The sequence below is a fragment of the Colwellia sp. E150_009 genome (genome assembly GCF_053543955.1).
Genome location: NZ_JBHFOM010000070.1, coordinates 1 through 12,222, shown reverse-complemented (window position 1 = coordinate 12,222; position 12,222 = coordinate 1). Strand labels below are relative to the sequence as shown.

At 38.4% G+C, this 12,222-nt stretch carries 9 protein-coding genes; 8 read left to right on the top strand and 1 reads right to left on the bottom strand.

Annotation, left to right across the window (positions count from 1 at the left end; translation table 11 throughout):
- Positions 1-159: 159 nt before the first annotated feature.
- Positions 160-741 carry a ubiquinone anaerobic biosynthesis accessory factor UbiT gene (gene ubiT / locus ACE1OF_RS19175; protein WP_448896469.1) on the bottom strand — a complete coding sequence of 194 codons (582 nt, stop codon included), beginning with the start codon at positions 739-741 and terminating at the stop codon, positions 160-162.
- 190 nt (positions 742-931) lie between these two features.
- On the opposite strand from ubiT, the gene ubiU reads away from it, so the two are divergent.
- The 8 genes from ubiU to ACE1OF_RS19135 are packed head-to-tail and all read left to right on the top strand — an operon-like array spanning position 932 to position 12,105.
- Complete coding sequence (gene ubiU / locus ACE1OF_RS19170; protein WP_448896467.1) at positions 932-1,927, top strand: ubiquinone anaerobic biosynthesis protein UbiU; 996 nt, start codon at positions 932-934, stop codon at positions 1,925-1,927.
- A 27-nt stretch (positions 1,928-1,954) separates the two neighbouring features.
- Positions 1,955-2,836: a U32 family peptidase gene (locus ACE1OF_RS19165; RefSeq protein ID WP_448896466.1), complete on the top strand. Its 882-nt coding sequence runs from the start codon at positions 1,955-1,957 to the stop codon at positions 2,834-2,836.
- A gap of 28 nt (positions 2,837-2,864) precedes the next feature.
- A complete protein-coding gene (locus tag ACE1OF_RS19160) occupies positions 2,865-4,016 on the top strand; it encodes a ribosomal protein uL16 3-hydroxylase (protein ID WP_448896465.1) in 1,152 nt (383 codons plus the stop codon).
- 36 nt (positions 4,017-4,052) lie between these two features.
- Positions 4,053-4,790 (top strand): pseudouridine synthase, encoded by a 738-nt coding sequence (locus ACE1OF_RS19155; RefSeq protein ID WP_448896463.1) that lies wholly within the window; start codon positions 4,053-4,055, stop codon positions 4,788-4,790.
- 35 nt (positions 4,791-4,825) lie between these two features.
- Positions 4,826-5,353, top strand: coding sequence for a GNAT family N-acetyltransferase (locus ACE1OF_RS19150; RefSeq protein ID WP_448896461.1), 528 nt, complete (start codon positions 4,826-4,828; stop codon positions 5,351-5,353).
- 54 nt (positions 5,354-5,407) lie between these two features.
- Positions 5,408-6,220, top strand: a complete 813-nt coding sequence (locus ACE1OF_RS19145; RefSeq protein ID WP_448896459.1) for a gamma-glutamylcyclotransferase family protein — start codon at positions 5,408-5,410, stop codon at positions 6,218-6,220.
- A gap of 10 nt (positions 6,221-6,230) precedes the next feature.
- Positions 6,231-6,959 carry a hypothetical protein gene (locus tag ACE1OF_RS19140; protein ID WP_448896457.1) on the top strand — a complete coding sequence of 243 codons (729 nt, stop codon included), beginning with the start codon at positions 6,231-6,233 and terminating at the stop codon, positions 6,957-6,959.
- 37 nt (positions 6,960-6,996) lie between these two features.
- Complete coding sequence (locus ACE1OF_RS19135; protein ID WP_448896456.1) at positions 6,997-12,105, top strand: diguanylate cyclase domain-containing protein; 5,109 nt, start codon at positions 6,997-6,999, stop codon at positions 12,103-12,105.
- The last annotated feature ends 117 nt before the right edge of the window (positions 12,106-12,222 follow it).

Genomic DNA, 12,222 nt, shown 5'->3' with positions numbered 1-12,222 from the left:
TTTTTCCTTACTTCTGCGTTAAATTTACTTGCAATAGGCCAGCTATTGACGCGAAATTTGCCTTGAATTAAGAAAAACTATCAAGCTAGAGATATATCAAAAATAATTTTTACTGGTATTTTAATTTGTTAACTATCTCTTAGACCGAGTTCAGGTTAGTTAACCTTTTTTAAGGTTTAGTTCATCCCGTGTGTTTTGTAAAAAGCTGGCACTAAAATCAACTAGAGAATGTACTGAACTGGGGAGTTGATCAATATCAATGGCATCAATTAAATTTTTAACTTCTAAGCCTAGTTCGGTATCTCCTTCGATTTTTAAGCGACGTTGAAAAAACAAGGTGTCGGGGTCTTGTTTACGCCCAGCAATTAACACTAAATCTTCACCTGTAGCGCTAAAGCTTACATCGTCATTGTGATTGTTAGCGAGCATTTCTTCTTTTGATGCCATTACAAGTTTGTTGTTATTAAAACTTAACCACCAAGTTAATTCTAAATCTGTTATGGCTATTTTTAACCATTTACCTTGTAAAAATTCAAAATCACCATCTTCTAATGCTTCGCGAAATACCGACGATAAAGCAGGTAATAATATGGATTTTTGAGCCTTAAAAGGGAGTAAACGTAAACTAGGACGTAATATCTTTGGCATTACAGCAATCATATGAGCACGTAATTGCAAAGGCAGCTTTTGAGTTGGCTTTAGGTTTAAAGCAGCTTGAGATAATGAGGGTAAATTAAACACGTTCTTAGTCTAGCTCTTATACATACATATCATCGCAGTCTAACAAGCCAAGTTTAAAATTTAGCTGCACTAGATCAAGTTTTCTTTAATTCATATCAATAAATACAAGCCAATTACACCCTAGACTATCGACACGTATTTTATGTTGTTAACGTTTAGTTAATTATGAAGCTAATTTTGGAGCTTTTTTGTGGAGCTATTATGTCCAGCAGGTAATTTACCTGCGTTGAAAACAGCCATAGATAATGGTGCTGATGCGGTTTATATTGGTTTAAAAGATGATACTAATGCCCGACATTTTGCGGGTCTTAATTTTAATGATGGTAAGTTAGCGAAAGCCGCTGATTATGTACATCAACGTGGTAAAAAATTACACGTTGCTATTAATACTTTTGCTCACGCAAGTGGGGAAGAACGTTGGAAAAAAGCCGTTGATAATGCGGTATCTATTGGCGCTGATGCATTAATTATTGCCGATTTGGGTATATTGGATTATGCCGCTAATACTTATCCTGATATTGAACGGCACGTTTCGGTGCAAGCATCAACAACCAACTTAGAAGCCATTAAATTTTTTAAAAATAATTTTGATGTTGGTCGCGTTGTTTTACCCCGCGTATTGTCTGTTCAACAAGTTCGTCAACTGGCTAAAAATAGCCCTGTACCTCTTGAAGTTTTTGCGTTTGGTAGCTTATGTATTATGGCAGAAGGACGTTGTTATTTATCGTCATATATGACGGGGGAATCTCCTAATACCGTAGGGGCTTGTTCACCTGCAAAATATGTACGATGGCAGGAAACAGAGCAAGGTTTAGAGTCTCGCTTAAATAATGTTTTAATCGACCGTTATCAAGAAGGCGAAAATGCCGGTTACCCCACTTTATGTAAAGGTCGTTTTGACGTTGATGGTGATGTTTATCATGCGTTAGAGGAGCCCACCAGTTTAAATACCTTAGAATTGATTCCTGAACTAATGGCTATGGGGATTGTGTCGGTTAAAATTGAAGGCAGACAACGCAGCCCAGCCTATGTCGAGCAAGTTGCTAAAACCTGGCGCATGGCAATTGATAGATATAAGCAAAGCCCCGAAACTTACCAAGTAGAAGGTAGCTGGATGAATACCTTGGCTAACCTTTCAGAAGGTTCGCAAACAACGTTAGGTGCATATCACAGAAAGTGGCAGTAATCGATCTTTTAAGATTTAGGAAATATTATGAAATTCTCTCTTGGGCCTAATTTGTTTTTTTGGCCAAAAAATGATGTTGAGCAGTTTTATCAACAAGCAAAAACATCAAGTGCTGATATTATTTATTTAGGCGAAACTGTTTGCTCAAAACGTCGTGAATTAAAGGCAAAAGATTGGTTAGCACTGGGACGCGAATTGGCGCAAGATACCCAGAAAGAAATAGTTATCTCAACCATGACCTTGTTAGAATCACCTGCGGAAATTGTAACATTAAAAAAATTGTGTGATAACGGTGATTTGTTAGTTGAGGCTAATGATTTAAGTGCCGTGCAAATAATGCATGACTTAAAGATGCCTTTTGTTGCAGGCCCTGCTATTAACTGTTATAACCTCTCCACTTTGAAAGTATTAATTAAACAAGGCATGATGCGTTGGTTAATGCCTGTAGAGCTTTCAGGCGACTGGTTAAAAACTATTTTACAGCAAGCAACAGATGAACATATTCGTGATCAATTTGAATGTGAGGTGTTTTCTTGGGGGTATTTACCGTTAGCCTATTCTGCTCGATGCTTTACGGCTCGATCAGAAGATAGGCCTAAGGATGATTGCCAATATTGCTGTATTAAATACCCTCAAGGTCGAAAAATGAACTCCCGTGAAGGGGAGCAAGTTTTTGTGCTAAATGGCATTCAAACTATGTCGGCATACCAGTATAATCTTATTAATGAAGTAACCCAGTTAAATGATATGGGTGTTGATATAATGCGTATTAGTAGTGATAGTGAACTTGCTTTTACTCAAGTTGATAAATTTAGACAGCAGTTATTAACACCAGCAAATTATCCATTAGATGGCACGCAAGAATGTAATGGTTTTTGGCATAAAATTGCCGGTATGTCAGTTGCTTAAAGCCTTATAAATAACGTTAGAGAAAAATATGTATAACTTAGATTTAAACCAAATGAGTCAGAATGAATTTTTAGCAACTTATTGGCAGAAAAAGCCAGTGGTTATTCGTCAAGGCTTTAAAGATTTTGTCGATCCTATTTCGCCAGATGAATTTGCAGGGATAGCGATGGAAGAAGCGGTGCAATCTCGTTTGGTATCTAAAATAAATGGTCAATGGAAAGCTGAGTTTGGACCATTTGAAAGTTATGAGCATTTAGGTGAGCGAGATTGGTCCCTAGTGATTCAAGCGCTTGATAACTTTTCAGAAGAAGCGGCTGAACTCATTGAACCTTTCCGTTTTATTCCTCATTGGCGTTTAGATGATTTAATGGTTAGTTTTGCGACTGAAGGCGGAGGTGTTGGCCCTCATATTGATAATTATGATGTATTTATTTGTCAAGGCTCGGGTAAGCGCCATTGGCGTGTAGGCGATAGAGGGCAGCATGCTGAAGTTGTTCCCCATGAAGCTTTATTGCATGTAGAGCCGTTTGAAGCGATTATTGATGTAGAACTTGAGTCAGGTGATATTTTATATATTCCACCTGGCTATCCTCATGAAGGTACTGCTTTAGAGCCATCAATGAGTTTTTCAGTAGGGTTTCGTGCTAATTCTGCTATTAGTTTATTAAGTGGTTTTGCTGATCATATTATTGATAATGATTTAGGTGGCCAGTTATTAGAAGATCCAAACAGAAAAGCAATTTCACATAGTGGCGAAATAACCAATGAAGATTATCAAAGTATAAAAAGTCAGTTACAGAATTTACTTGATGATGAAACATTATTTAAAAACTTTGTTGGTAACTTTTTAACAACGGCTAAGCATGAACTTGATTTAATGCCAAGTGATGAACCTTTTGGGCACGAAGAAGTGAGTGAGTTATTAGGTATTCATGCCATTAAACGGTTAGGTGGTTTGCGAGCATTTTACTTTGAAGATACGATAAACGAAGGTATTTGTTATATTAACGGTGAGCAAATTTCTTTTGCTAGCGAAATAACACCAGTGATTAAACTTTTATGTGATCAAATAGTGGTTACGCCTTCTGAATTAGCACCATGGCAAGACAATAAGCATTTCATTAGCTTAATGGCGACATTACTTGATCAAGGCTATTGGTTTTGGGTTGAAGCAGAATAAGTAATCAATTAATAGGGCTAGTATTCTGGAAAACAAATGCGTTTAGATAAGTTTATCTGTAAAAGTACCGAACTCACACGAAACGAAGCAAAAAAGTTACTTAAAAGTGGTGAAGTACGTGTTAATGGTGAAATTGCCAAAAATGCGGCGATGCAGGTACATGAAAATAATACCATCACAATTGATGGGCAAGTGTTAACGGCACGAACGTCGCGATATTTTATGTTACACAAAGTGGTTGATTCTATTTGCTCAAATGTTGATGAAATTTATCCGTCTGTGTTGAATTTTATTGATGTGGACAAAGCATTTGATTTACATATAGCGGGTCGATTAGATGCAGATACCACAGGCTTAGTATTGATTACGGATGATGGGCGATGGTCACATAATGTTATTTCACCTAAAAAAGCATGCCAAAAAACCTATCGAGTGTGGCTTAGAGATGCTATTTGTGCAGACAAATCGGTTGAATTGATTGAACAGTTTAAAGAAGGACTACAACTGCAAGGTGAATCTTCATTAACTCGACCTGCAGTTTTAGCGTTAGTTATGGATGATGACTTATCCGCTAAAGAATCGAACGAGGCAACCAATGAAGTATTACTTACGATTACCGAAGGCAAATATCACCAAGTTAAACGCATGTTTGCGGCAGTAGGTAATAGAGTCGTTGGCTTACATCGTGAGCAAATAGGTGGTATTGAATTGGGAGACTTAGTACCAGGTGAATGGCGTGAACTAACCACGGAAGAAGTGGCGTTATTCTCTTAAACATTCAACAGGCTCGTTAGCCTAACGGTAGTTTTGTGCAAATATCAGGTAGTAAAGTAAAACTTCGTTTTTTAGATAAGTTTGATTGGGAATTATTTAAACAACTGAATACCTGCCCTAAAATAATGGCACATGTTTACGAGCCATTTACGATAGAAGAAACAAAACAACGTTTTGAAGAACGCATACAACCATGGAATGACAAATCAGAGCAATGGTTGAGTTTCGCTATTGATCAGATTGAGTCAGGGGAAAAAATTGGTAGTATTGGTTTAAAAATCACTAATCATCAAACAAAGGTAGCTGAAGTGGGATATTTACTCAAAATGGAAGCCCACGGTAAAGGTTTGGCTTCTGAGGCGTTAAGCCTTATTAAGCAGTATGCCTTTACAACGCTTCATTTGAATAAATTAGTTGCTACATGTTCATCAAACAATATTGGTTCATATAAAGTCCTAGAAAAAGCAGGTTTTTTACGAGAAGGGTGTTTGAAACAAAACTCAATGCTTAAAGGTAAATATATTGATGATTATATTTATGGCCTGTGTTTGTCAGATCTATAATACACATGGTATAACGTTACCGTTTTCACTTTAAAAATATAGCCCATATTTATTATGTTTCATTATTTTGGTTTTGGTTCAAACATGAGCATTGCATCACTGAAGGCTAAAGGTGTGGTGCCGCTTAGCTCTAAGTCGGCTGTATTACAGGGGTGGCGTTTACGTTTTAATGTTCAACACTTTTTTCGAAATGAAGGCGGAGTGGGTAACATTGAACGCACAGATAATCCCCAAGATTTGGTGCTGGGTATTTTACATGAACTTTCAGACGATGCCCTTGAGCTTTTAGACGCCGCAGAGGCCTACGGTTATGGGTATGATCGAATAACCCTTGATGTAAAAGTTGATGATGATGCATCTAAACAATCTCAATTTATCTCTGCGTTAACCTATGTTGGTATGCCTGACTTTATTGATAATCGCTGTTTACCAAGTAGACGTTATCTAAATATTTTATTAGATGGAGCCATAAAAGCGAATTTAGATAAAAACTATATTGAACAGCTTAAAATTCACCCCGTTCTCAAGCCAAAAGATTATCCCTTGTTTTCACCGCCTGAAGGTGAGTATCCCATTTTTAATGAAGCATTATTAACAAAATACCCCCTGTATACTGCGCTAAAGGGCTTTGTTTTTGATATGTCTAATGCACGTCCTCACCATGAATATTTAAAAGGTTTTTTTGGGGGTAAAGATATGACATTGTTTCATTTACAACGTTTAGATAGTAGTAATAATCAAGAAACAATTGATGATATTAAGCATTATCGTCTTAATTCTATTCAAGAGGCATATCTCAATAGTTTTTTAAATGAATATGCAGTAGAGTATTGTTATGTTGGTCGTTTTAATTATTACCATGAATGAGGATTAGACCTTGGAAAATTTATCACCTAATCAATACCCACAAGCGCTTGCTCATGGACCCATAAGAAAAGTATTTGATGATATATTTTTTGTCAGTGGCTCTATGGAAACCGTTTTAATGGAGTTAGATTGGCAGTTTAGCCGAAACATGGTAATTGTTCGTGAAGGTGAACGACTCATTATTATCAATAGCGTACGTTTGAACGAAGAAGCACTGGCTGAGCTAGAGCAGCTTGGTACAGTCACTGATGTTATTCGTTTAGGGGCTTTGCATGGTCGTGATGACGCTTTTTATGTTGACCGTTATCAGGCTCAGTATTGGGCTATGCCCGGTTTAGTCAATGACTCTACTGTTAAAGTAACTGAGTTGTCACCTGAGGCCAAATTACCGATTAGTGATGCTAGTTTATTTCAATTTGAAACGACTCAAATTCCAGAAGCGATCTTATGTTTACAGCGTGAAGGTGGTATTGCCATTGCTTGTGATGCGTTACAAAACTGGTTAGCACCTGATGAGCATTTTTGTGATAGTTCAACTGAAAGAATGCAGCAAATGGGCTTTTTTACTCCTGCGAATGTAGGGCCTGTGTGGTTACAAGCTGCAGCACCAGCAGCAGCCGATTTTATTCGACTAAAAGCTTTACCCTTTAAGCATGCGTTGTGCGGACATGGTGAGCCGCTACGTGATACTGCCAAGGAAGACTTTCTTAAAACGTTTTCTCAATTGTTTGATATATAAACAAATGGGAATACTAAAATGTGAGTTTATAAATTAGGTGAAAAGCACTTTACGATTACCCGATTATACTATTGGCCCTGTGCTCTGGCAAACAACAGGACGAATAGTGTATCGAGCACATAACCTTGTTGATGATGCTGTTTGTTCATTAGAAACAATAGATGCACAATATCCTGAGCGTAATTTGGTGGCAGCGCTTCGTCGTGAAGCCTTTATTACACAAGAATTAAGTGCAATTCCTGGTATACGAAAAATTCACAATGTACTTCCGCACGGCAGCGGAAATTTAGTGTTAGTGACTGATTTATATGATTGCACATTGCAGCAAGTGCTGGCTCAATCAGGAGGGCATGGGCTGCCATTAGCACAGGTGTTAGAAATTAGTTTAAGCCTAATCAATACATTAGGCCGTATGCATCAACAAGATATAGTGCACAAAGCATTGTCATCGCAACACGTATTGATTAATACGATTAATGGCGATATTGCACTTGCTGGTTTGGCTTTTGCCTCTGAACTTGATCAAGAGCTACAATCAACGCAACTACCTAAACAATCAGAAGAAACATTGCCTTATATGTCGCCTGAACAAACTGGGCGCATGAACCGTGATGTAGATTACCGTTCAGATTATTACTCTCTTGGTATACTGATGTTTGAGCTATTAACGGGCCAACGTCCTTTTGAAGCAAAGGATGCACTGGATTGGGTTTATACCCATATTTGTCGTTTACCCCCATCACCCAATACGTTAGTACCTCAACTTCCAGAGGTTATTTCAAGTATTGTACTTAAGTTGTTGGCTAAATGCCCAGAAGAAAGGTATCAAAATTGTGAAAGCTTAAAACATGATTTAACACATTGTGCTGATTATTTAGCGTTGGGGGAAACTATTGACCCCTTTGTTTTGGGAGAAAAGGGCGTAGTACAAAAGTTTTTAGTGCCACAGAAGCTTTATGGTCGAGAGTGTGAACTAGAACAATTGGTCAATTTATTTGAGCAAGCGGTTAATGGTCAAACGCGATTTTGTTTGGTGCATGGTTATTCTGGTGTTGGTAAATCTGTATTAGTGAATGAAATAGATCGTTTTCAAGTACGTGAACGGGGATTTTTGGTACAAAGTAAATTTGATCAATTTCAGCAAGGAGAAGCTTATTCAGCTCTTGCTGCAACCTATCGTGCTTTAGTACAACAGTTATTGCAACTATCTGAACAACAACTTGATCAATGGCGTTGGAATTTGCAAACGCTACTGTCACCTAATGCAAGTTTGGTTTTAGATCTGGTACCTGAACTTGAATTAATTATTGGTAAACAACCACCTGTACCTCAATTACCACCTGCAGAAGCGCGCAATCGTCAGCATTTAGTGTTGGCAGCATTTTTACAGGTATTGGCTGGCGAGGGGCATCCAGTAGTATTATTTCTTGATGATTTGCACTGGAGTGACGCACCTACGTTGGAGTTATTACGACGTATCGTAACTTCAAGAGAACAAACTCATTTATTATTAATTGCGGCTTACCGTAGTAATGAAGTTGTACCTGGGCATCCGCTTTCCACCTTATTAGAGACCTTGAAAAATCAAAATAATATTGATTATTTACCTGTAGAGCCCTTGGATAAAGAAGCTGTTTCTGAGCTGGTGGCTGATAGTTTATGCTGTGATAAAGATGAACCTTATGCACTGACTGAATTACTATACAATAAAGCTAAGGGTAACCCTTTTTTCACCAATGAACTTTTACGCTATTTGCATAAGCAAGGCGCAATCAGTGCAAACACAAAGAGTGGCTACTGGCATTGGAATATTGACAGGGTAAACTGGGCCGATGTTAGTGACGATTCCGTTAGTTTTATGTTGGATAATTTGCGGGAATTGTCAAAGGAAACACAACAAGTATTACAATTAGCTGCCTGTATTGGTGCATGTTTCGATTTACAAACATTGGCTGCAATTTATCAGCATTCTGTTGCGGATACTGCTGCGGCCTTATTACCAGCACTCAAGCAATACACAATACAACCGCTGCACAGTGATTATCGTTTAGTCAGTGGTTATAAAGATGCGTTAGATTTTGAACTGAGTTATCGTTTTCAACATGATAAGGTACAACAAGCTGCTTATCAGCTGATTGATATTGAGCAATTGCCCCAAGTACACTTGTCTATTGGTCGATTACTGCTTTTACAAATAGATGGTGACGTTCCCAGTGAATGCCTTAGTGATATTGTAGGTCACCTTAACCAAGGGATTGAGTTCATTGACTCTCCCAAGGAGAGGTTGGGCTTGGCTGAACTTAACCTTAGGGCAGGTCAACGAGCTAAAAATGCGACTGCTTATAAAGCGGCGCTTACTTATTTGTTGCTAGTTGAGAAATTACTTCCCGAAAATCCGTGGAAAGAAACCCCTGAATTAATGACAACACTGGCCAGTGAAATTCAGCAGTGTTATTACCTTACGGGTATTATTGAAAAAGCAGAAAGCTGGATCGAGTTACTACTTGTACACGCTAATTCAAACGTGCAACGTAGTGATATTTTAGCTACTCGCACGCGTCAATATGCAACATTAGGACGGATGGATGAGTCTATTGTGGCGGCTATTCAAGGTTTAGCCCTGTTAAATATAGAGTTTACTGACCAACCAACACTGGCTGATATTGATGCAGAGCGAAAACTTGTTAAAGAAAACCTTGCAGGTAGAAGTATTGCTTCGTTAGTTGATGCACCAACGGTGCAAGACCCCGCTATTTTGATTGCCATGCGATTGTTGATGGAGATTTTTCCTGCTGCTTTTCTCTCAGGGGCTGGTAATTTGTTTCCTTACCTGGTGATAAAGTCTGTTAATTTGTCATTACGCCATGGAAACTGTCCTGAATCAGCGTTTAATTATGCCGCTTATGGCATGTTGTTGTGCGGTGAACTCGATGAACCTGCGTTAGGTTATCAATACGGTAAAGTCGGTTTAGCAATTAATGAGCGCCTTGACGATTTGACACTGCGTTCACGAGTTATTTATGTTTATGCTATGTTCGTTCATCATTGGAGTAACCATTGGACGACACTTACACCCTTATTTCTTAAGGGGATTGAAGCCGGATATCAATCAGGTGATTTGCTTTATTTAGCCTATAGTGCACAAGACTGTGTAATATGGGATCCTACGTTAGACATAGAAACTGCAGAACGTCTCCATAGTGAGAATATGGAAATTGTTCGAGAGTGTGCCTATCAAGATTCGTTAGACTCAGGTACGCTTTTTTTACAGTTACAACGTAATTTATTAGGAAAAACTCATGCTGAGACTAGTTTGAGTGATAGTCAGTTTGATTCGCAGAAATGCTTTGATGGCATGCAGCAACGTCAGTTTATGACAGGCATAGCTAATCATAATATTTATAATGCAGAGGCTTGTTTTTTGTATGGTGATTATGATCGAGCGTTGCAGTTTATTCATGCACAAGATCCACTGATTAAATCTGCCATGTCGTTGCCACAGTTGACACGTTATTACCTTGTGGCCAACTTGACGTTAACACATCATTATCCTGACATAAGCCTTGATGAGCAGCCACACGTATTAGCGCGCTTGTATCGTGACCTTGCTCGTATGACACGTTGGGCTGATAATTGTGAAGATAATTTCCGTCACTTACAGTACCTTATGACTGCTGAATTGGAGCGTATTAAAGGGCATTTTGATCTTGCATTACACCATTATAATGCCGCCATCGAAGCTGCAAAAAAGAGCGGGTTTTTGCATGACGAAGCTACTGCCTGTGAACGTGCGGCATGCCATCTTCTCGCACAAGGGCAGAAAAAATCAGCAGAAGGATATTTACGGGCCGCTCATCGCATTTATGAGCGTTGGGGAGCAAAAGCCAAGGTTAAGTGGTTACTTAAAGAATACCCTATATTGCAAGAATTAACAGAACAAGCTTTTCATTCTACTAAAGAAACGGATATATCTAATTTAGATCTCGCATCCGTGATGAAAGCCTCTCGAGAAATTTCAGGTGAAATAGTATTAGATCGTTTATTGCAAAAAACAATGTCTATTTTACTTGAAAACTCAAGCGCACAGTGGGGATGTTTAGTGGTAAGACGCGAAGATAAATTTATTGTTGAGGCTGTTAAGTTACCTGAAACTGGCTTGCCAACTATGGATGTGCCTGATCATATGTACTTGCCAACAAGCAACGGTAGTAGGTTTCCTTTGCCCATTGCTTTGATCAACAAAATTTTCTTTTCAGGTAAGGCATTAGTACTGCACGAAGCAGCGCATAAGGGAGAATTTACTCGTGATCCTTATATTGTTGCACAGTGTGCACGATCAGTATTATGTGTACCAATTAAGCGAGAACGATTTGAAGGTGTGTTGTATCTGGAAAATAATTTAACCAGTGGCGTATTTACTGAAGAACGAGTGGAAATTATTCGTTTATTGGCGGCTCAAGCTTCTGTAGCAATAGAGAATGCGCGTCTTTACGAGCAAGTACAGGAATATTCTCATACATTGGAAGCAAAAGTTGCTAAACGTACAGCTAGATTAGAAGAGCTTAATGAAGAATTGCAAAATTTAGCAGATCGAGATGGTTTAACTAATGTGGCTAATCGCCGTCGTGGTGATGCTTACTTGCAAGAAGTATGGTTACGATTACGACGTGAAGAGCAACCATTGACTGTGATCATGTTAGATGTTGATTACTTTAAGGCTTATAACGATAATTATGGTCATCAGGCGGGTGATGATTGTTTAAAAAGAATTGCAGCTGAAGTACAAAGTAAGTTAAATCGAGTTGGTGACCTCATTGCACGTTATGGTGGCGAAGAGTTTATTTTAATTTTGCCCAATACAGATTGTCATGGTGCAGAACGATTAGGTGAAGCAGTGTGTTCTGCTGTAGCCTCACTTGCTATTGATCATAATTTTTCATCGGCATCAGATGTTGTTACGATCAGTGCTGGCAGTGCCACAGTTGTACCTGTTCAGAATACAACAATTACTATTGAACAATTGGTACGTCAAGCTGATATAGCCTTATATAAAGCGAAACAACAAGGGCGTAATCAAGTACAGGTGACAACTGAGGCGGTATTTGCAGATAATGAAATGAAAAGTAAAGTGAGTAGCCCTCGTTAACCTGAACTCGGTTTAAGAGATAGCTAACAAATTGAAATATCGATAAAATTTTTTATAATATATCTCTAGCTTGATAGTTTTTCTTAATTCAAGGCAAATTTCGCGTCAATAGCTGGT

Excerpts from the sequence above, each read along its gene's own strand:
- ACE1OF_RS19165 (WP_448896466.1), top strand. The coding sequence starts at position 1,955 with ATGAAATTCTCTCTTGGGCCTAATTTGTTTTTTTGGCCAAAAAATGAT.
- ACE1OF_RS19160 (WP_448896465.1), top strand. The coding sequence starts at position 2,865 with ATGTATAACTTAGATTTAAACCAAATGAGTCAGAATGAATTTTTAGCA.
- ACE1OF_RS19155 (WP_448896463.1), top strand. The coding sequence starts at position 4,053 with ATGCGTTTAGATAAGTTTATCTGTAAAAGTACCGAACTCACACGAAAC.
- ACE1OF_RS19145 (WP_448896459.1), top strand. The coding sequence starts at position 5,408 with ATGTTTCATTATTTTGGTTTTGGTTCAAACATGAGCATTGCATCACTG.